The organism is Marinobacter xiaoshiensis (assembly GCF_031631795.1).
Taxonomy (GTDB): Bacteria; Pseudomonadota; Gammaproteobacteria; order Pseudomonadales; family Oleiphilaceae; genus Marinobacter; species Marinobacter xiaoshiensis.
In genome coordinates this window covers 341,087-361,126 of sequence record NZ_JAVMBO010000003.1, presented here as the reverse complement: position 1 = coordinate 361,126, position 20,040 = coordinate 341,087, and the positions used below count along the sequence as shown (strand labels likewise).

Genomic DNA, 20,040 nt, shown 5'->3' with positions numbered 1-20,040 from the left:
TTAACGCGTTGTTAGCCTTGCCCTGCGTTTGTAGGTGCTGTTGTCGCGTAATCATCAACGCCCCAGCAGTGAAACGGGAAGCCGGTTAAAGTCCGGCACTGCCCCCGCAACGGTAAGTGAGTGATCGGCTAAGAAAGATGCCACTGTGTGCAAGCATGGGAAGGTTTGTGCCGATCAGCATACGCTCACAAGTCCGGAGACCGGCCTGTCAAACACACCGAACGCTGCGGAGGGCAGTTGCGGTGGGTAAACACCGGCCTGTCTCACGGAATTTCCCCACCCCTTGTTATGCTCCAGCCTGTTTTTTGTCGGGCTACGCTTCCCTTTGCAGCACTAAATAATCAACCATGCGGGTGCGCGTGGTGTGACTGCGAGTGTATGTAATGAAAGTTTCCCGATCGATTACCGGTGCTCTGGTACTCCCTTTTGCATTCAACCCCCTCTCGATAGCCATAGCCCAGGAAGCCGAGTCGCCACAACTGGATCCCATTGTTGTTACCGCAACGCTGGGGCCGAAAACGGTTGGTGAAAGCCTTGCGTCGGTCACGGTCATTGATGAGGAAGAGGTTCGTTCCAAAGCTCCTGCGGATTTCACTGACCTTTTGCGTGGCCAGCCAGGCATTAACGTGACCGGTAACGGCTCTTTCGGCAAAACGACAAGTGTATACACCCGCGGTGTTCAGAACGCAGGAACTGTATTGCTTGTGGATGGCGTAAAACTCCGTTCCGCAACCAGCGGTGGCGCTTCCTGGCAGTACTTTCCAACAGACCTGATTGAGCGTGTTGAAATTGTAAGGGGGCCTCGCAGTTCACTTTATGGTGCCGATGCCATGGGAGGCGTTGTTCAGGCCTTTACGCTTGATCCCAAGTACGGCAAGAGAGGTTGGGTCGAGGCCGGAGCAGGCAATTTCGATACCCAAAAAGTGAGCGCTGGTGTTTCAGGCTCCGTGGGCAACACAAGGTTCAGTCTGAGTGGTCTGCACAAGGAAACTGATGGTACGGCGATTATTGAAGACGGTGAGGATAAAGGTTTCCGCAATACTGCCGGTCTTGGCCGGGTAGTGCACGCCCTGGACAATGGCGGCGAAGCGAGCGTAATGCTGTTGCAGTCTGAAGGTAACACAGAGTACGAGGGTGGCAATATTGATTATATGATCCGAACCTTTGGCCTTGGGCTTATGACGCCTGTGAATGACAACTGGAAAACGTCAATTCAGTTTTCGGAATCGAGAGACGAGTCGGATACCTTCAGCAGCTTTAGTGACACCACCTATAACACACGGTTGCGGCAGGCCCAGTGGGAAAACACTTTCACATATAGTGTCCATGAACTGGTTGTGGGTACCGAGCTCCAACAGGACGAAGTTAGCAGTACCCAGGATTATTCCGAAACCAGTCGCACTAACGCCGCCGTGTTCAGCCAGCTACGGCTGAATTTTGGCCCCGTTGATGCTCAGTTCAGCCTGCGCAGTGATGATAACGAAGCATACGGAACCAAAGAAACTGGCGGCGTGGCGTTTGGCTATATGTTCGACCGCTCGCACCGTGTGCGTGCCAGCTACGGCACTGCTTTCAGAGCTCCCACATTTAATGATCTTTACTGGCCGCTGGCGTTCAATTACCAGGGTAACCCGGATCTGGAACCCGAGACGTCAGAAAACTATGAATTAGGTGCGAGCGGGTCATATGAAAGATGGTTCTGGGACCTGGCAATCTATCAGATGGACATTGAAAATCTGATTGGTTCGGGCCAGGTGGGTACTGTCGATACGCGGGTCAACATAGATAGAGCGCGAATTCAGGGTGCAGAAGCTAGCGCTGGATACGAGTACAACGGCTGGCGCACGGCTGTCGCCCTGACTTACCTGGATCCTGAAGACCGCAAAACCGGCAATCAGCTCCGTCGCATCACAAGTCGTACCGCCCGGATTGATCTGGACAAGGCGATCAGTGACTTTACATTCGGTGGGTCTGTGGTTGCAGAAGGCGATCGTTACGACGACGCGGCGAATAACAACCGGCTCGCAGGCTTTGCAACCTTGGATCTACGTGCGGCCTGGAATTTCGCTCCGGACTGGAATGCACGCCTGACACTGGTGAACGCACTGGATAAAGAGTACTCAACGGCCGAACGTTTTGATGGTGTAAAGTATATCGCTTCGGGTCGCACGGGTATGCTTACCGTGCGCTACGATCTCCGCTGAGCGAGAGTTAATTAATGAACTACTGGCCGGTTAAAGCATTGCTTTGCGCTCTTCTGACACTGCCCGCAATGGCGTGGGCAGAGGTGTGTGCTGAAGATCGACGGGGGGTGCAGGTGTGCCTGCCCGAACCGGCCAAACGCATAGCAACCCTGTCGCCAGGTGCAACAGAGCTGATGTTTGCAGCAGGTGCCGGGGAAAAAGTGGTGGCTGTGGTTAATCACAGCGATTATCCGCCCGCTGCACAGAAAATCCCGCTCGTTGGCAACCACACCCGAATAGACCTTGAGGCCCTGCTGGCCCTCGAACCTGATCTGGTAATCACCTGGGTAACGGGCAATCCGCCTGCCCAGATGGAAATGCTGCAGGAACTCGGCCTGACCACATTTGCTATTGAACCGCGAACGTTTGAGCAAGTGTCTGGCGTGATAGAGCGGCTTTCTGTTCTGGCTGGAACGGAAAAAGAAGGCTATGCAGAAGCGCAACGGTTTCGCGCAGGTATTGCGGCTATTGCAGAGAAATACCGCAATGTAGAACCAATACCGGTGTTCTATCAGGTATGGGAAACGCCTTTGATGACCATCAGTGATGATCATTTGATTGGCAAGGTCCTGCAGCTGTGTGGTGGCCTTAATGTGTTTGGTGATATGCCCCGGCTGGTGCCCAGAATCAGTGCCGAGGTTGTGCTTGCTGCCGATCCTCATGTCATTCTGACGGGCAGCGTGGAAGGCACAAGCGATGACGAACTTGATCACTGGAAAAGCTATTCCGGTATGACGGCCGTTGCCCGGGGTAACCTGTTCTTCATTCCCGCCTCTCCTATCTCCCGGCCTACGCCAAGGCTTCTTGAAGCCAGCGAGGCTGTGTGCCAAAAGCTGGATATAGCGCGTGAGAACTAATGCCATGACCAGATCTTTGCGGGCTCGGGATCAATGATTCGCTCGCTGTCTGTCCTGTGCGTTGTCGCTTTGCTGGCGGTGTTACTGGCCCTGGCTTTGGGCAGTGTGACCGTCTCTCCCATTGACCTGATTGCGGTTATACAGGGTGAAGGCAACGCGCTGCACCGCACGCTTTTGTGGGAGCTGCGTTTGCCGCGTACGCTTGCGGCGTTTGCTACCGGTGGTCTGCTGGCTGTTGCCGGCGCTCTCATGCAGGTTTTACTCCGCAACCCACTGGCAGATCCCTATGTGCTCGGGTTGTCCGGCGGTGCTGCCGTGGGGGCTCTGCTGGCCATGCTGACGGGTATGGGAACTCTTTTGATATCAGGGTCTGCCTTTGCCGGCGCTATGCTGGCCACTGTGCTGGTATTTGGCCTGGCCCATGGAACCGGCAGCTGGACTCCTTCGCGCCTTTTGCTGACGGGCGTAGTGGTTGCAGCAGGCTGGGGCGCGGTTATCACGCTTATGTTGGCTATCACCCCTTCTTACAAGCTCCCCGGCATGCTGTACTGGTTGATGGGTGATGTTTCCTATGCCCGCACACCCTGGCCGCCGTTGATGGTGTTGGCGTTATCCATTGTGCTGGTTCTGCCCCTTGCCCGTAATTTGAATGTGCTGGCCCGAGGCCCTATGCAGGCGGCGGCACTGGGCGTATCCGTTCGGCCTCTGGAGTGGACGATTTATATACTCGCCAGCCTGCTGACCGCAACGGCTGTTACAACCGCCGGCAGCATCGGCTTTGTGGGCTTGATTGTGCCCCACATGCTTCGGCTGGTACTGGGCAATGACCAGCGGATTATCCTGCCGGCCTGTGCCCTGGCAGGCGGCACATTATTGGTGCTGGCGGATACTCTGGCGCGCACGGTCATTGCGCCCGAACAGCTGCCAGTGGGTGTGATTACCGCTTTGCTGGGCGTACCTACCTTCCTGTACCTGCTGCACCGGAGCCGCTGATGAGTACGTTGCGCACCCGTGGTTTGGTTATCAATGTACCGGGACGGCCTGACGGTTATGCGCTGGATATGGATATTGAACCTGGCCAAACCTGGGGTGTGCTGGGCCCCAACGGTGCCGGCAAAACCACCTTGCTGCACACCCTCGCGGGTTTACTTCCTGCACGCAGCGGTCAGGTACTGTTAAATGAGTCACCGCTAGCAGACCTGAAGCGCCGTGAGATTGCCCGTCATATCGGGCTGGTGTTTCAGGAACGACAAGACAGTTTTCCCGCGACCGTTATGGAAACTGCCCTGATAGGACGGCACCCCTGGTTATCCCCCTGGGAAAGCGAGCAAGGTGACGACCAGGCGCGGGCGCAGCAGGCCCTGACTTCGTTGGATGTGGATCACCTGTCCGATCGCTTGCTGAACACCCTGTCGGGTGGAGAGCGCCAGCGTGTCGCTATCGCTACATTGATGACCCAAAACCCGAATGTCTGGCTGCTTGATGAGCCCACCAATCATCTGGACCTGCACCATCAGGTCAAAGTGATGCACTTGCTTCGGAATCAGGCGCGTGACGGGAAAACCATTTTTATGTGCCTGCACGATCTGAATCTCGCTGCCCGCTGGTGTAGCCATGTCCTGTTGCTCTATACCAACGGCGATGCCTGTTGGGGGCCAGCTAACGCAATGCTTGAATCATCGGCACTTGAGAAACTGTATAACCAGAAGTTGATCACCGTAGAAGCGGACGGTGCCCCCGTATTTGTACCAGTGTCCGCCTGACTCACTTTATGAAAATGGTAAGCCAATGAGTAAAGCCGTACCGGCCGTGATGATTACCGCTCCCGCCTCCGGGCAGGGAAAATCCATGGTGACAGCTGCGTTGGCGCGCTTGCATCGTAACGCCGGGCGCGAGGTGCGGGTGTTCAAGCACGGCCCGGACTATCTGGACCCCATGGTGCTGGAAGTCGCGTCAGGAAACCCCGTTTATCAACTTCACCCCTGGATGACCGGAGAAGATGAGTGTCGCTGGCGATTGGCTGAGGCAGCACAAGACGCTGACCTTATTCTTATTGAAGGTGCGATGGGGTTGTTCGACGGCGACCCATCCAGTGCTGATCTGGCAAAGCTTATGGGTATTCCTGCATTGCCCGTGATCGACGCCAGTGGCATGGCTCAGACCTTTGGTGCTCTTGTGTTGGGGCTTGCTCGCTTTGACCCAGAGCTGTCTGTTTACGACGTGATTGCGAACAAAATTGGTAGCCCACGGCATGGTGAAATGCTGAAGGAACGGCTACCTGAAGGAATCCGTCTGTTAGGGGCTATCCCCAGAAACGACGCCATGAACATACCCGAGCGGCACCTCGGCTTGATGCAACCGGCAGAGCTGGGCAACCTCGACCAGAAACTGGATGACGCTGCCCACGTGCTGAAAGAGGCGGGGCTCGACGAATTGCCGAAAGCGGTGGAGATTCCCGCCGTTGAACCGGCAACTAAGCCGAAAGCGCTGTTGGCCGGCGTTCGTATTGCGATCGCTCGTGACGCCGCCTTCAGCTTTATCTATCGCGCCAACACCGAGCTGTTGCTGGCCATGGGGGCTGAACTGCACTATTTCTCCCCGCTGGAAGACTCGGAGCTGCCGCCCGCAGATGCCCTTTGGCTTCCAGGTGGTTACCCGGAGCTGCATGGCAATACGCTGGCAGAGAATGCCGCGATGGCGAATTCGATTCGTGGCTTTCATAACGCGGGTAAGCCGATATTGGCGGAGTGTGGCGGTCTGATGGCCTGCGCGGAAGAATTGTCGGATAAAGAAGGCGTTGTACATTCGCTGTATGGCCTCATACCGGGGCGCGCAGCTATGGCCAAGCGCCTACAGGGCCTGGGTATGCACAGCCTGACGGCGGAACAAGGCGAGTTGCGGGGCCACACTTTTCACCGATCCACGCTGGACACCACCTGGCAACCTGTTGCCCAAACTCGAAAGCAGGCGGGCACGGGCAGTGAGGCAGTTTTTTGTCAGAACGCTCTCGTGGCCACCTATTTTCACGGTTACTTCCCGTCAGCACCGGAACTTGTCGCTGCCATTTTCCGCGGAGAGGTGCTGATCTTTCCCAGCAACTCCCAGAAAGATCATTCGTAATCAAACATAATTTGTGAAAGGGCTTCCACGGATGCGATATCTGAAGGTATTTCTGGCGGCCATGACGGTAATTTTTGGGGCGCCTTCAGTGATGGCTGCTACCGTCGTGGGCATTATTTCCGAGCGTTCAGCCGCAGAAATGGCCGCGGGCGCTCATCGGTTTTTAGACCACAACCCAGACCACCGCGTGTTGCTGCGAACTCCCGATCAACTGGCCACTCAGAGCGACCAACAAGTGCTCGAGTTGCTCAAGAACGCTGATGCCATCGTGCTGGCGGCGGTGTTTGGTGACCAGGTGGAGCGCCTTGCCGGGTTGGTGAAAGTCGTCGTAGCGGGTGACGCTGCCGGGCAGATGCCAGTGCTAGGTATCAACAGTGATTGGCGTATTTCACGGCTGTCTCAGCTCAATGGAGAAAAGCCATTGGCGGAGCTGGATGCCGCTGGGCTCAAGGCCTTGGTCGCCGCGCCGGCAGCCGGAGTTGATGCTGCTGAGGATTTGGTAAACCGGCAGGCCCGGTTTCCCGGCCAGGCTGACTGGTTGGAAGGCCGTGCTTTCTATCAGGGCCGGACGCCGAACCATCTGGATGGCCTGATACGGTGGCTGTTGGCCAAAGCGGGACACGGCATGGATTACGAAAAGCCCAAGCCCCGCGCCAGTATCCGTTATTACCAGAATGGTGAAGCGAGCGTTGAGGCTTCAGCACTGACGCTGACCGACGCCCCCGTAGTCGTGGTTCTTGATCTGGACAGCGGAGACCGGCCGGGAGATCGGGATTTACTGAACGATACCTGTGCGGCTTTGGAAGCTCGGGAGCTTCAGTGTTTTGCAATCCTATCCCGATGGGGTGGTGCCAGCCTTGATGCCTTGCGCACGCTCGAAGAAGCGATTAAACCCGCAACATTGGCGGGCATTGTCAGCCTGCAGGATTTCACCATTGGCGGAGGTGAGGGCCGCCGGGAGGTTACGGAAGAGTTGATCCGTCTCAACGTGCCTGTCATCAAAGGCCTTAGGCTGGCTTCCCGGACTCGGAATCAATGGCAGCTTTCCGTTGATGGTATCCCCACCGATCAGGTGCATTACAACCTGGCCATGCCGGAACTTCAGGGTGTAAGCCAGCCCATGGTATTGGCAACGGCGGAGCCTGAAGAGATCGATCCCCAAACTGGCGTTGCGTTGACGCTGACACAACCGGTTCCAAACCGTGTGGCTGCATTGGCTGAACGCCTTCAGCGTTGGCAGTTGCTGCAAACCAAAGATAATGCCGACAAACGGGTGGCTATTGTTTATTACAACCATCCCCCCGGGCGCCAGAACATAGGCGCGGACAACCTGGATGTTCCAGCTTCACTGTTCCAAATGCTGAGCTGGCTAAAAGCCGAGGGGTACAGCACCGGCCCCCTACCTGACAGCCCGGAAGCCTTGCTCGACCTGGTTCAACAGCGCGGGGTTAGTCTGCCAGATGACCCGCGCTCGATGAAGGAAATGGCGACTGGGGTCCCTTCGATGAGCGCGCAAACCTACCAGGGTTATCTGCAATCTCTACCAAACGTTGTGCAGCAAGAAATAACCCACGGTCCGCTGGGGTATTTGCATGAACGCTTGGAACAAGCGCATCAATTAGGGGAGCAGGACTTGGCCCTAGGCATTTTGGATCGCGGCGTTAAGGATCTGCGGAATTTAATCGAGCATGTACAACACCCGAACCGGCCCGCAGCTCTCGCCCAGCTTGATCAATACGAAGCATTGTGGAGCCAGCGCCTAAAAGAAGGTGGGCATAAAAGCGAATTGAACGAACAGCGAGCTTTATTGGCCGATACGGGCATACCGGGGCTGAAAGGCTGGGGTGAAGCGCCGGGGCTGTCGATGGTGGTGGACGACCGCTTGATCTTCCCCGGCCTGCGATTCGGGAATATTTTCATTGGGCCCCAGCCACCGAGAGGCTGGGAGGTGGATGAAGAGCTGCTGCACGCGAATACCACTTTCCCACCAACGCACCAATATGTGGGCTTCTACCATTGGTTGAGAGACCACTATAAGGTCGATGCGCTGGTATACGTGGGGCGGCATTCCACCCGTGAATTCCTGCCACGGCGTCGCGCTGGCCTGACTGAGGATGATTACCCTGATTTGCTGGGGGGTAACCTGCCATTGATCTACCCCTACATCGTCGATGGCGTTGGTGAAGGCATTCAGGCCAAACGGCGTGCGCTGGGCGTGATGATCAGTCATCTGACACCGCCCCTAGCGGTTACTGAATTGTACGACGACCTGCTTGAAATAAGGCAGTTGGTGGAGACTTGGGAGTCGGCGACCGATCCTGATAGCCCAACCCGTGAGCGGGCGCTGCAAATGCTACGCGAGAAAATCTTGCTGCTGGATATCGGCGACGATATCGAACAGGAAATTGCCAATGAAATGGGGCTTTCCGCGGATGAAGTTTCGATAGAAGAGCTGTCGCCCGAGCTACTGGTTCACGAAGCCGGGCACTATGTGACGGACATTCAGGAGCATTTTATGCCTCTGGGGTTGCATGTGTTTGGGCAGGACTGGACCGACGAGATGCTGGACACGATGCTGACCTCAATGGCGAGCCAGTCAGGTAAGCCAGAACCGAGCTGGCGACAGAGGTTGGCGATGTCACCAGCGGCTGAACGGACGAGCTGGCTGAACGCGCTTGATGGTCGTTTTGTAGCACCCGGGCATGGCAACGACCCGCTGCGAACTCCAGAAGTCTTGCCAACGGGGAGAAATTTTCATACGTTGTCTGACGACCTGATTCCGACGCGAGTGGCCTGGTCACTGGCCGAGGATCTAGCCGCAAAAGCAGAAAAAACGGGCACCCGACAAAGTAACGAAAGTGATGCATTGGTTCTCTGGGCGTCGGACACGGTGCGGGACGAAGGCGTAATGATTGCCTTCGGCCTGAAACTTATGGGTATCCGCCCGGCGTGGAACAGCCGTGGCATTGTTAATGGTCTGGAGCGACTACCCGCAGGACCGGGCACAGATAACCCGGTTCGGCGTAACGTGCTCTTTACCACATCCGGGCTTTTCCGGGATCTATACGGAAGCAAGCTGGAGTGGCTGGATCTGGCTTCTCGGTACGCGCTGGCGGCCGCCGCAAAAACCATAGCGACTGAGCACCCGGATTTGGTGCCCGCACTCGATCAGGCCTTGCAGGTCTTACCGGTAGCCCTGCAAGAACGCGGTAGCGAATCGCTGGAAATCAATGGTGTGGCCGCACGCTGGGTGGCTGATACTCGGGTTCTCTTAGCTGCCGGGCAGTCGCCACAGGATGCAGGACATCAGGCGGCCTACCGGGTGTTTGGCGCAGCGCCGGGATCTTATGGAGCTGGGGTGAACCGGCTGGCTACCCGCACTGGCGCATGGCAGGGGCGGCAGCAACTGGGCGAAGCCTATCGTCGTCGAATGGGGCATGTTTACGGTAAAGAAAGCCTAGGTGAACCTGCGCACGAGGCCTTTGATCGCCAGCTGCTTTCCGTAGACAAAACCTATCTGGGACGATCCAGCCATTTGTATGGCCTGCTTGATAATGATGACGGCTTTGACTTCCAGGGCGGGTTGTCCAATGCGGTGGAACATTTGCGGGGTGAGCCGCCGGAGAATATGGTTTTACAGTACAAGGATCCGAAGAACCCAACAGTGGACTCGCTTCAGCGGGCACTGCAGGTTGAGCTTCGTGCCCGAAATTTGAATCCCCAATGGCTCGCGCCGTTGATGGAGCATGGGTATGCCGGTGCGCGCACCATGGGCAGCGATTTTCTGGATAACCTTTGGGGCTGGCAGATTACCAGTCCACAGGTGCTTCGCTCGAGCGTCTGGGATGAAATTAATGAGGTGTATTTTCAGGATCGCCACGGGCTGGGCCTGAGTGACTTCTTGGCAGAGGGGCACAATGTTCATGTAAAGACCCATATGCAGGCCATTGCCCTACTGGCAGCCAAGCGTGGTTTCTGGGAAGTGAATGTGTTCACCCTGAAGTCCCTCGTGCGTGATTTCGCCGGCAATATCATTGACCATGGCTTGCCCGGAAGCGGCCACACTCGCCCGGACCATCCTTTGATGGACTGGGTTGCGGGCCAGTTAGACCCGCAACAGCGGGAGGCTTTCGATTCGGCCCGTAAGGGAGGGTCTACGATTTATCCGTTCGTGCACGGCGCGAGCAATGACTGTCAGAAGCAGGGGACGCTGGTGTCTTCATGTTGAAACCATATTTGTTGCCTATCGTTGGCCTCTCGGTGCAGGAGCGGCTGGCAACGATTGTTCGCAGCCTAGGGCTGACATTCCATAATGACACGGAGAATACTCATGCGTGAACGCGCAAAAGACCCCGAACGCCACGCCAAACGCATGGCCGCCAAACAAAAAATCATGCAGGAGCGCATTGCGAAAGCTCAGAAAGAACAGGGCATATTGCTGGTGCTTACCGGCCCGGGCAAAGGCAAAAGCAGCTCCGGTTTCGGCATGGTGGCCCGCGCCCTTGGCCACGGTATGAAAGTTGGCATTGTGCAGTTTATCAAAGGCGCCTTCAGTACTGGCGAAGAGGCGTTCTTTCGGAACCTGCCCAATGTGGATTACTACGTAATGGGCCAGGGCTACACATGGGAAACCCAGAATCGCGAGCAGGATGTGGCATCGGCCAATGCTGCATGGGATATCGTTGCGGGCATGCTGAAAGACGACAGCTACGACCTGATTTTGCTGGATGAGCTCAATATCGCCCTGAAGTACGACTACATTGATCTGGACCGTGTACTGGACGACCTGCAGGCTCGACCGGAGATGCAGCATGTGGTGGTTACTGGCCGCAACGCCCCGCAGGAGCTGATTGATATTGCGGATACGGTGACAGAAATGGGTGTGGTCAAACACGCTTTCAAGGATCAGGGCATCAAGGCACAAAAAGGCGTTGAGCTCTAACCCATGACCACCCTCATGATCCAGGGCACCACCTCCGACGCCGGCAAAACCACCGTTGTTGCGGCCCTGTGCCGCTGGTTGGCTCGGCAGGGCGTATCGGTGGCACCGTTCAAGCCGCAAAATATGGCATTGAACAGTGCGGTCACCATTGATGGTGGCGAAATTGGCCGTTCAACAGCGCTACAGGCGCTGGCGTGTGGCCTTGAACCACACAGCGATATGAACCCGGTTTTGCTGAAGCCACAAAGTGACTGTGGTGCCCAGGTGATTTTGCGTGGGCAAGTGCACGGCAATATGGATGCGCTGGATTATCACGCCTACAAAGCCGAAGCCATGGAGGCGGTGATGGCCGCCTGGCGTTCACTCAGCGAACGCTACGATGTAATCATTGCCGAAGGCGCTGGCAGCCCGGCGGAGATTAACCTGCGGGCCAACGACATCGCCAACATGGGCTTTGCGGAAGCGGCGGATTGCCCGGTGCTGTTGGTGGGCGATATCGATCGGGGCGGTGTGTTTGCCCAGTTGGTGGGCACTCTGGAGCTGATTTCTGCCAGCGAACAGCAGCGTACCAAAGGCTTTATTATTAACCGCTTTCGCGGTGATATCGGCTTGCTGGAACCGGGCCTGGACTGGTTGAGCGAGCGCACCGGAAAACCGGTCATTGGCGTGCTGCCCTATCTTCACGGCCTGATTGTGGATTCTGAAGACAGCATAGGCACATCCGGCACCAGCGAAGCCGGAGCACTCAATGTGGTTGTGCCGGTATTGCCGCGCATTAGCAACCACAACGATTTTGACCCGCTTCGGTTGCACCCGGGTGTAAATCTGCAGTTCATCGGGCCGGATCAGCCTATTCCTCCGGCGGATTTAATCATACTTCCCGGCAGTAAAAGCACCCGCACAGATTTGGACTTTTTGCACAGCCAAGGCTGGGCGCAAGCCATTCGTAAACATCTGCGCTACGGCGGCAAGGTGTTCGGTATCTGTGGCGGTTTCCAGATGCTGGGTAAGCAGGTGACTGACCCAGATGGGCTGGAAGGCGACCCGGGCAAAACGGATGGCTTGGGCTTGCTGGAAATGTCCACCAAAATGGTGGCCGGTAAACAACTGAAAAACGTGCAGGGCGTGCTAAACCTGACGGCAACGGATTCTGCGCAGGTAGAGGCCAGTTTCAGCGGATACGAAATGCACAACGGCGTGAGTGAGGGAGCGGCTCTGACGCGCCCGCTGGGCCGGATAAATGGCAGCAACGAGGGCGCGATGAGTACTGACGGCCAGATCGCCGGAACCTACGTGCATGGGATATTCGACGAGCCCACCGCCTGTGATGCAATCCTGCACTGGGCCGGGTTGAATCAGTCGGGCGCTGCGGTGGATTATCAGCAGCATCGCATGGAGCAACTGGACCGATTGGCGGATCAGATAGAGCAGCATCTCGATACCGCGTGGTTGCGCGAACTGCTGAACCTGAGCCCGATAGCGTTCACCCCGGAGGACACCAGGCACAATGAGTAATTCAGATAACAGCTTCAGTGACAGCGAGCGCGCCGGACTCTACCGTGCCATATACGAACGCCGCGATGTGCGCTCACAGTTTCTACCAGACCCGATTCCGAAGCCAGTGCTGATGAGGCTCCTGAAAGCCGCGCACCACGCGCCTTCCGTGGGCTTTATGCAGCCTTGGGACTTTATCCTGATCGACAGTCTGGAAGTTCGCGAGGAGGTACTGGCCAGCTTCAATGAAGAAAACGCAAAAGCCGCAGACAATTACACCGGGGAGCGCCAGCAAACCTATCGCAGCCTGAAACTGCAGGGCATTACTGAAAGCCCGATGAATCTGTGTATTACCTGTGATCGCAGCCGCGGTGGCGCCCATGTGCTTGGGCGTAACTCCATTGTGGATATGGATCTGTTCAGTACCTGCCTTGCCGTACAAAACCTCTGGCTGGCGGCGCGGGCGGAAGGCATCGGTGTGGGTTGGGTCAGTATTATCGATCAAACCAGACTGGCCGATATTCTGAACCTGCCGGAAAACGTCTACCCGCTGGCGTATTTGTGTCTGGGTTATGTCAGTGAGTTTCTGGACAAGCCGGAGCTGGAGACCAAAGGCTGGCGCTCACGCCTGCCGCTGGAAGAGTTGGTGCATGGAAATGGCTGGGGGAAGCCCCTGATTTGGTGACCTTGGGGCGCAATTTGGGCCTTATTGCGGTTGCTCAGAAACCACCCGCTTCTTCGGCTTTTTCAACGCCTCAAACCCGATAATCACGTCCATCAACTCGTTGGTGATCTCCGTTTGCCGCACCGATCGAAGCTCCCCCTCCACCACCTCAATGCGCTCATCCACCGATTGCTCCGCCTGCTGCATCAAAGCCAGCCGGGCGGAGTTCTCTGTCACCATGGCTTCTGCCGAGGCCCGGAAAACGCTGGCAAAAATATGGCTGCGAATCAGGGATGACAACAGCGCGTCCGCTTCCATGGTGTAATCCGGAAGTGAGCGTGAACCCCAGTGTGTTTTACGCTCGAGTAGTGAGGGTGCAAGCGGAAGAAGGCTCTGTATTGTCGGTTCCCGCGTGCCGTGTTCGCCGCGCTGGGTAAACGCCAGAGTGACGGCCAGATGATGCAACGGTTGGCCTCGGCTAAAACGGTCTATGCGGGTAACTATATCGCCAGCAAGGCGGCCTATGCCATCCGCAGACGCCGGTGGCAGCAAGACAGCTTCTGGCAGCAGGTCCTGATCATCCAGAGCATCGTTCATTTGCGCGCCGATACAGAGCAGGCGTTGCTTGCCGATCGTTTGGCTCTGGCAATGTTGCTGCACCACTTCTGCAAGCACCTCATTGTAATTGCCGCAGAGGCCGTGGTCGGAGCCGAACACGATGACCAGATGCTCCACAGCATTTTCCTGTCGCAGGTTGATACCACCAGTTCGATAAGCGAAGGCGGCAAAGCCCTGCAATATGGTCTGGTGATAGGCCTCAATCGAGCGGGCCGCGTGTTCATAAGGTGCCGCGTTAATCGCCGACAGGGTTTTCATGGTGTGAACGATGCCGCGAATGCTCGTCAGGGTGTCGCTGTGCCGGGTCAGCGTCTCAAGCGTCTGGGCCATGGCTGACCTCGTCTGAGCGGTTCGCAGACAGTGCGGTGCGAGCGGTTGTGATAATCCGTTCGCGGTCTTCTTTGCTCAACCCCTTGTTTTCGCTGATACGCTCGTCGATAAACTGGAAGTGTTTCCGGGCAGCGGCACGAATGCGGTCCATGGCACCGCTCAGTTGTTCTTCCGGCAAGGCATCGAAAAGCCCTTCCATTGCGGCAATCAAAACCGCCAGTTGCTCGGCGGGGGGCATGGGGTCACGCTCGGCCTGGCGCAAGGCGGTGCGAACGGCAGCGCCACGGGTGAGGCGGGCGCGGGTGGTGTCGTCCAGGCGTGTACCGAAGCGGGCGAAGTCTTCCAATTCTTCAAATTGCGACAGGGTAACCCGCAAGTTGCCGGCTACTTCGCGAAGGGTGCGGCTTTGCGCTTTGCCGCCTACGCGAGAAACGGACAGGCCCAGATCCACGGCCGGGAACTGGTTACGGCGCACCAGTCGTGGCGACAGGTAGATCTGCCCATCGGTGATGGAGATCAGGTTGGTGGGAATGTAGGCCGACAGGTTCTCCGCCTGGGTTTCCACCACCGGCAAGGCGGTAATCGAGCCACCACCGGCTTCCTGAGTAAACTGGCCGGCCCGTTCCAGCAGGCGGGCATGCACGTAGAAAATATCGCCGGGGAAGGCTTCGCGCCCTGGTGGCCGGCGCAACAGCAATGATAGCTCGCGGTAGGAGCGGGCGTGGTGGGTAAGGTCATCAAAAATCACCAGCACATCCCGGCCCTGATCGGAAAAGTACTCTGCCATGGCCATGGCGGAGTAGGGCGCTATGTAAGCCAGCCCTGGTGTTTCTTCGTCACCGGCCGACATCACGATGCTGCGGGCCAGCATGTCGCCCTTTTTCAATGCTGCAATAACTCGGGATACAGCATCGCCACGCTGGCCAATGGCGCAATAGATGCAGACAACATCTGAGCGCGATTGGTTGAGCATGGTGTCTATGGCGATGGAGGTCTTGCCGGTTTGGCGATCACCGATGATCAACTCGCGTTGGCCGAGGCCTACAGGTACGGCAGCATCAATGGCTTTAAGGCCGGTTGCCAGCGGCCGGAAAATAGCTGAGCGGCTGAGAATGCCCGGTGCTTCTGCTTCAATGGGGGTTTCTGCAACTGCGGCGATAGCTCCCAAACCATCCCTCGGGCGGCCCATGGCATCAACCACACGCCCGAGCAACGCGGGGCCGACGGGCACGCTCACCACCTTGCGGGTGCGGCGCACATCCTCGCCCAGAGTAATCAGCTCGGAAGGACCAAGCAGAATCACCCCGAGCCGGCCAGGTTCCAGATCCAGCACTATGCCCTGAACACCGCATTCAAAAATCAGCAGCTCATCGGCCAAGGCACGAGCCAGACCGGTCACAATTGCAACGCCATCGCCTACTTCGGTTACACGGCCTACTTCGGTTATTACCGGTGCTGGCATAGGCGCTGCCAGCAGGGATTCCCGCCATGTCTCGAACTGCCCGGCTGAATGCAATTCAGCGTGCGATTGGGGCTGTGATGGAGAGCGGTTTTTCGGAGCACTGTGATCGGTGTCGGCCATAGCGTTTAATCTATCCTTTTTATGCACAACCGGGTTTATGTGCCCGCCGGCTGAATGCGCCCGGAAGCACCCGCAGCCATGCGCTCGTTTAGCAGCGCATCAAATTCTTCGGTATAGCTGTCCACAGTCCAGGCTACCTGTGCGCCGCCAACCCGCAGAACCAGGCCTGGCGACTGTTGCGGGTCGCTTTCAAAGCGCAGGTTGATGCCTGGTAGCAAGCTTTTAACGTCAGCAAGCAGCAGCGCCTGTGCCGCTTCGGGCAAGGTGTCGCGTGTGGTTGCTACCGCCTCCTTGCTGTCGCCGGCAGCATCCGAGAGTTCGCCAGCAATAGGCCGCAAACGCGCGCTTACATGGCGAACGATAGCCTCTTCCAGGGATTCATCCGCAAGATCCCGCAGTGCTTTGCGGGTCAGCTCCAGCAGGGTTTCTTCGCCGGTACGCTGCAGCTGTGCGGTGAACTTCTGGCGTTCACGCTCAAGGTGCTTGTGCCAGTCTTGCTGTTCCTGCTCCAGCTTGGCGCGAGCTTCGGCCAGCAGGCTGTCGCGCTGATCTTCCGATTCCCTCAGGGCCTGTTTGACCACAGCATCCTGATCCGACAACAGCTGTTTTTGCTGCTGGCGGAATTCCGCTTCGGCAGCCTGGGCCTTTTTCTCGGCCTCTCCTGCCTCTGCCATGCGGCGCTTTATTTCAGCCTCACGGGCATCTATGCCATCAAGAATCGGGCGGTAGAGAAAGCGCTTCAGCAGCCACACCAGCACCAGAAAGTTGGCGATCTGCGCGATAACGGTAATCCAGTCAATGGACATGATCGGCTCTAGCCTCCTGCGGCAACCTGCATGGCATCCCAGAACGGGTTGGCAAAAATAAGAATCATAGCCACCACAAAGCAGTAGATGGCGGTAGATTCAATCATCGCCAGGCTCACGAACAGGGTTCGTGACAGAGTTGGCGCTGCATCCGGTTGCTGTGCAATGGCGGCAATCGCAGCGGCGGCGGCTCGCCCTTCACCCAGTGCCGGGCCAATGGCGCCGATGGCAATGGTAAAACCCGCGGTAAATATCGAAATGGCCGCAATAATGGCTAGATCGGTCATGACTTATCCTCTTTTTTGAGCGCTGGAGCGTCTGGTTCTGCCGTGGCAGATGAAATGTAAACGGTAGCAAGAATCGCGAATATATAGGCCTGAATCATGCCGGTTAACAAGCCAAGCATGTCCATGACCACCGGGAAGAAAAACGGCGCGACGGTAAGCAGGATGGCCGCAATAACCGCCCCGCTCATTACGTTGCCGTAAAGACGGATGGCCAGCGAGATGCCCCGGGAGAACTCGCCGATGATGTTGAATGGCAACATGATGACCGAGGGCTCGATAAAGGTTTTGAGATAATGCCCTACGCCTCCACTGGCGATGCCGAACACCGGTACCGCCACCAGCACAGACAAGGCCAGTGCCGCTGTGGTGGATAGCGACGATGTGGGCGGTGAAAACCCGGGTACCACCAGCATCAGGTTTGATAAAGCGATGAACAGGAACAGGGTGCCGGCAAAGTACATCACGTGGCGTGCGGAGTTCCGGGTTACCTCTTCGATCTGGCCTTGAATCAGCTTTACGATCACTTCCAGCGAGGTGCGCCAGCGATTGGGCGGTACATCTGGCCGGAGGTTGCGGGTAATCAGCATGGAAATACCCACCAGCAACGCCATCACGATCCAGGTGTTAACGATGGTGGCGTTAACCTCCCAGCCGGCCAGCGTAAAAACGATAATGTCATCCGGGGTAAGCTGCATTATGCGCCCTCCTGTGTAGCCGTTGCGGGTGCCTTGCTGATTCTGGCCCAGAGCACGGCCACCAGCCGCGCCAGGAAAAACGCCAATGCGTAGCCGGCGATGGCCCAGTTACTGTCAGCGTAAGCCGTTACCAGAAAACCAACACCAAGCAGCATTGCAATCCGGCAAAACGAGCTGGCCATCAGCCAGAGGCCGGGCCGGTCAGAGCCCAGGGCGCGTCGCATACCCCAGGCCAGCCCTATGAAGAACAGCGCACTGACGGGTAAACCAAATGAAAACCCCAGCAATACCGCTGGCCAATCTACAATTATCAACGTTTGTCTCCCTTGCGGTCTGGCCCTTCCCGTTCGATCCAGCTCCAGGCAATGATGCCTCCTGCAACCACGCCACCCAGAATCAGGGCAATGGGCCAGGAAAAGTTCTGTGGTGCTACGTCGTTCAGCCACAATCCCAGGAAAGCGCCCCCCACGGTGGGCACTGCAATCGACCAGCCGATGATTCCAAAGGCACCAAGCCCGCGCAGGGGGCTAACTCCGGGCTCATCCCTTGCGCGCTTCATGCGCTCGGCACTGCGCCGTATGTCTTCTGCTGAGCGATCGTTTTTTGGGCTCATACCGAGGGTTTCCGCAAGTCGCCAAACCGACGTACTATCCCTGCTTCCAGCCGGGACAAAGCCGAGCGTGCAACCCGCTCTTCCTCATCCACTTCGATAAACGCAGCCTGAATGGTTTCGTTCAGGGATTCGAGATCCTTGCCCTGAACGCCTCGGCGTATGGCGATGTCTACCTGGTGGCCTTTTTTCATCAGCACACCTTCGTCCACACCAAAGAAGGCTTCGGTGCCGTCGGCTGATGTGAGAATCAGCACCGAGGGCACCAGCGCCGTCACAAAATCCGTATGGTTCGGAAGCATGCCGAAAGCACCGTTTTGCGCGGTGGCGAATAGCCGCTGCACGCTGCCTTCGAACAGGGTTCGGGTTGGCAGGCGCAGTGTTACCTGCATGGCTTCGGCAAGGCTCATGGTTTTTTCTCCAGATCCTTCAGGGAGCCAATCATGTAGTAGTCAGTTTCGTTATCGTGAAACTCGCTCTGATTCAAGATGGTTTCGCAACCGTCCAACGTGTCCTTGATCGACACGCGCCTGCCGCTGTCGCCGGTCAGCGCGCCGACGGTGAAAAACGGTTGTGTGAGAAAACGCTCAAGCCGCCGCGCTCGCGCTACTGTGGCCCGGTCGGCGGCTGAGAGCTCTTCCATGCCCAGCATGGCAATAATGTCGCGTAGATCTTCGTACTCGGCCAGGGTGCGCCTTACCGCCCGGGCAATGTCGTAATGGCGCTGGCCAACGATGGCCGGAGTCAGCATAACCGAGGCAGAACCGAGGGGGTCCACCGCCGGGTAAAGGCCCTCACTGGCACGCTTGCGCGACAGCACCACCGAGGCGGAAAGGTGCGAGAAAATGTGCGCCGCGGCCGGGTCGGTGAAGTCATCAGCAGGCACGTAAACCGCCTGAATAGAGGTGATAGCGCCGTTGCGGGTAGAGGTGATGCGTTCCTGCAGCGTTGCCAGTTCGGTGGCCAGCGTGGGCTGGTAGCCCACCCGGGAAGGCATGCGACCCATCAGCCCCGAAACTTCCGAGCCCGCCTGCACAAAGCGGAAAATATTATCGATGAGTAGCAGTACATCCTGTTTCTGCACGTCGCGGAAGTACTCCGCCATGGTGAGTGCGGTTTTGCCTACCAGAAACCGCACACCCGGGGCTTCGTTCATCTGCCCGAACAGCATCACGGTTTTATCCCGCACACCGGCATCGCCCATCTCGCGGTAAAGCTCTTCCGCTTCCCGCGAGCGCTCGCCAATGCCGCAGAACAGGCTTACGCCCTGATAATGTTGAACCGTGTTGTTGATCAGCTCGGTAATCAGCACGGTTTTACCCACGCCGGCACCGCCGAACAGCCCGGTCTTACCGCCGCGCTCAATGGGGGAGAGCAAATCGATGGCCTTGATGCCGGTTTCCAGAATATCGCTGTGGATGACGCGATCTTCCAATGCCGGTGGGGGCTGATGAATGGATCGCCGCTCTGTGGCGGCAGGGGCGGGCTTGTCGTCGATAGGCTCACCAAACACGTTGAGCATGCGCCCCAGCACCGTATCACCCACCGGTACCTGAATTGCAGCCCCTGTCGCTTTTACTGGCATTCCCAGGCCCAGCCCACGCACCGGTGCCAGCGCCATGCAGCGCACGGCACCATTTTCCAGGAGCGAGGTTACTTCCATCGCCAGGCTGCCAGCGTAAACCAGATCTTGAATACGGGGTGAGGTTGCCGGAAACTTCACATCGACAACGCCGCCGCGAACGCCTACAACCTGTCCAACATCAACGATCTGATCCGACATGAATAACGG

General features: G+C 57.3%; 18 protein-coding genes and 1 riboswitch. Of the genes, 9 read left to right on the top strand and 9 right to left on the bottom strand.

The window, feature by feature from the left end:
* The first annotated feature begins 15 nt into the window (after positions 1-15).
* Positions 16-224: riboswitch (cobalamin riboswitch) on the top strand.
* 159 nt (positions 225-383) lie between these two features.
* The 9 genes from RKA07_RS01640 (at position 384) to bluB (ending at position 13,341) form a co-directional block, all read left to right on the top strand.
* Entirely contained in the window at positions 384-2,204 is a 1,821-nt protein-coding gene (locus RKA07_RS01640) for a TonB-dependent receptor domain-containing protein (RefSeq protein ID WP_200201433.1), read from the top strand.
* Between the two features lie 14 nt (positions 2,205-2,218).
* Entirely contained in the window at positions 2,219-3,100 is an 882-nt protein-coding gene (locus RKA07_RS01635) for a cobalamin-binding protein (RefSeq protein WP_310965376.1), read from the top strand.
* A 33-nt stretch (positions 3,101-3,133) separates the two neighbouring features.
* A complete protein-coding gene (locus RKA07_RS01630) occupies positions 3,134-4,093 on the top strand; it encodes a FecCD family ABC transporter permease (RefSeq protein ID WP_310965375.1) in 960 nt (319 codons plus the stop codon).
* Positions 4,093-4,863: an ABC transporter ATP-binding protein gene (locus RKA07_RS01625; RefSeq protein ID WP_310965374.1), complete on the top strand. Its 771-nt coding sequence runs from the start codon at positions 4,093-4,095 to the stop codon at positions 4,861-4,863. Before RKA07_RS01630 ends, RKA07_RS01625 begins: the two co-directional genes overlap by 1 nt.
* A 25-nt stretch (positions 4,864-4,888) precedes the next feature.
* Positions 4,889-6,220 (top strand): cobyrinic acid a,c-diamide synthase CobB, encoded by a 1,332-nt coding sequence (locus tag RKA07_RS01620; RefSeq protein ID WP_310965373.1) that lies wholly within the window; start codon positions 4,889-4,891, stop codon positions 6,218-6,220.
* A 31-nt stretch (positions 6,221-6,251) separates the two neighbouring features.
* Positions 6,252-10,448 (top strand): cobaltochelatase subunit CobN, encoded by a 4,197-nt coding sequence (locus RKA07_RS01615; RefSeq protein ID WP_310965372.1) that lies wholly within the window; start codon positions 6,252-6,254, stop codon positions 10,446-10,448.
* A 102-nt stretch (positions 10,449-10,550) separates the two neighbouring features.
* Positions 10,551-11,162, top strand: a complete 612-nt coding sequence (cobO, locus tag RKA07_RS01610; RefSeq protein ID WP_310965371.1) for a cob(I)yrinic acid a,c-diamide adenosyltransferase — start codon at positions 10,551-10,553, stop codon at positions 11,160-11,162.
* Between the two features lie 3 nt (positions 11,163-11,165).
* Entirely contained in the window at positions 11,166-12,677 is a 1,512-nt protein-coding gene (locus RKA07_RS01605) for a cobyric acid synthase (protein WP_310965370.1), read from the top strand.
* Positions 12,670-13,341 carry a 5,6-dimethylbenzimidazole synthase gene (gene bluB / locus RKA07_RS01600; protein WP_310965369.1) on the top strand — a complete coding sequence of 224 codons (672 nt, stop codon included), beginning with the start codon at positions 12,670-12,672 and terminating at the stop codon, positions 13,339-13,341. The genes RKA07_RS01605 and bluB overlap by 8 nt, the downstream gene beginning before the upstream one ends.
* Positions 13,342-13,362: 21 nt before the next feature.
* On the opposite strand, the gene RKA07_RS01595 is transcribed toward bluB, so the two are convergent.
* From RKA07_RS01595 to atpD, 9 genes are read right to left on the bottom strand one after another with little or no spacing between them, the layout of a single operon-like run.
* Positions 13,363-14,268, bottom strand: coding sequence for a F0F1 ATP synthase subunit gamma (locus RKA07_RS01595; protein WP_310965368.1), 906 nt, complete (start codon positions 14,266-14,268; stop codon positions 13,363-13,365).
* Positions 14,252-15,850 (bottom strand): F0F1 ATP synthase subunit alpha, encoded by a 1,599-nt coding sequence (locus tag RKA07_RS01590; RefSeq protein WP_310965367.1) that lies wholly within the window; start codon positions 15,848-15,850, stop codon positions 14,252-14,254. The genes RKA07_RS01595 and RKA07_RS01590 overlap by 17 nt, the downstream gene beginning before the upstream one ends.
* A gap of 35 nt (positions 15,851-15,885) precedes the next feature.
* The gene (locus tag RKA07_RS01585) at positions 15,886-16,656 is read right to left on the bottom strand and encodes a F0F1 ATP synthase subunit B family protein (RefSeq protein ID WP_200201422.1); all 771 of its coding nucleotides are present in this window, start codon (positions 16,654-16,656) and stop codon (positions 15,886-15,888) included.
* A gap of 8 nt (positions 16,657-16,664) precedes the next feature.
* Positions 16,665-16,943, bottom strand: a complete 279-nt coding sequence (locus tag RKA07_RS01580; RefSeq protein ID WP_200201421.1) for a F0F1 ATP synthase subunit C — start codon at positions 16,941-16,943, stop codon at positions 16,665-16,667.
* Positions 16,940-17,638 (bottom strand): F0F1 ATP synthase subunit A, encoded by a 699-nt coding sequence (locus RKA07_RS01575; protein ID WP_200363335.1) that lies wholly within the window; start codon positions 17,636-17,638, stop codon positions 16,940-16,942. The genes RKA07_RS01580 and RKA07_RS01575 overlap by 4 nt, the downstream gene beginning before the upstream one ends.
* Complete coding sequence (locus RKA07_RS01570; protein ID WP_227714863.1) at positions 17,638-17,952, bottom strand: ATP synthase subunit I; 315 nt, start codon at positions 17,950-17,952, stop codon at positions 17,638-17,640. Before RKA07_RS01570 ends, RKA07_RS01575 begins: the two co-directional genes overlap by 1 nt.
* The gene (locus RKA07_RS01565) at positions 17,949-18,251 is read right to left on the bottom strand and encodes an AtpZ/AtpI family protein (RefSeq protein WP_200370558.1); all 303 of its coding nucleotides are present in this window, start codon (positions 18,249-18,251) and stop codon (positions 17,949-17,951) included. Before RKA07_RS01565 ends, RKA07_RS01570 begins: the two co-directional genes overlap by 4 nt.
* Positions 18,248-18,658, bottom strand: a complete 411-nt coding sequence (locus RKA07_RS01560; RefSeq protein ID WP_200370555.1) for an ATPase — start codon at positions 18,656-18,658, stop codon at positions 18,248-18,250. Before RKA07_RS01560 ends, RKA07_RS01565 begins: the two co-directional genes overlap by 4 nt.
* Positions 18,655-20,031: a F0F1 ATP synthase subunit beta gene (gene atpD, locus RKA07_RS01555; protein WP_200201417.1), complete on the bottom strand. Its 1,377-nt coding sequence runs from the start codon at positions 20,029-20,031 to the stop codon at positions 18,655-18,657. The genes RKA07_RS01560 and atpD overlap by 4 nt, the downstream gene beginning before the upstream one ends.
* Positions 20,032-20,040 lie beyond the last annotated feature (9 nt).